Source organism: Actinacidiphila sp. bgisy167, from assembly GCF_057707665.1.
Genome location: NZ_JBYIQP010000236.1, coordinates 1 through 568 on the forward strand (window position 1 = coordinate 1; position 568 = coordinate 568).

Genomic DNA, 568 nt, shown 5'->3' on the forward strand with positions numbered 1-568 from the left:
ATGCTCAACGGCAACAAGCGGAGCATCACCTTGAACACCAAGACCCCGCGCGGCCGGGAGATCCTCACCGAACTCATCGCGCGCAGCGATGTGATGGTGGAGAACTTCGGGCCGGGCGCGGTGGACCGGATGGGGTTCACCTGGGAACGCATCCAGGAGATCAACCCACGGATCGTGTACGCGTCGATCAAGGGCTTCGGGGACGGCCCCTACACCGGCTTCAAGGCCTACGAGGTCGTCGCCCAGGCGATGGGCGGCTCGATGGCCACCACCGGCTTCGAGGGCGGCCCCCCGCTGGCCACCGGCGCGCAGATCGGCGACTCCGGCACCGGGATCCACGCCGTCGCCGGCATCCTGGCCGCCCTCTACCAGCGCACCCACACCGGACGCGGCCAACGCGTCCAGGTCGCCATGCAGCACGCCGTCCTCAACCTGTGCCGGGTCAAACTCCGCGACCAGCAGCGCCTGGCCCACGGACCGCTCGCCGAGTACCCCAACGAGACCTTCACCGACGAAGTCCCCCGCTCCGGCAACGCCTCCGGCGGCGGACAACCCGGCTGGGCCGTCA

General features: G+C 69.7%; 1 protein-coding gene. It reads left to right on the forward strand.

Going from position 1 to position 568, the window contains the following annotated elements; translation table 11 throughout:
• Positions 1-568: CoA transferase (locus AC3ET4_RS30955; protein ID WP_431955312.1), on the forward strand; the 568-nt coding region annotated here is incomplete at both ends.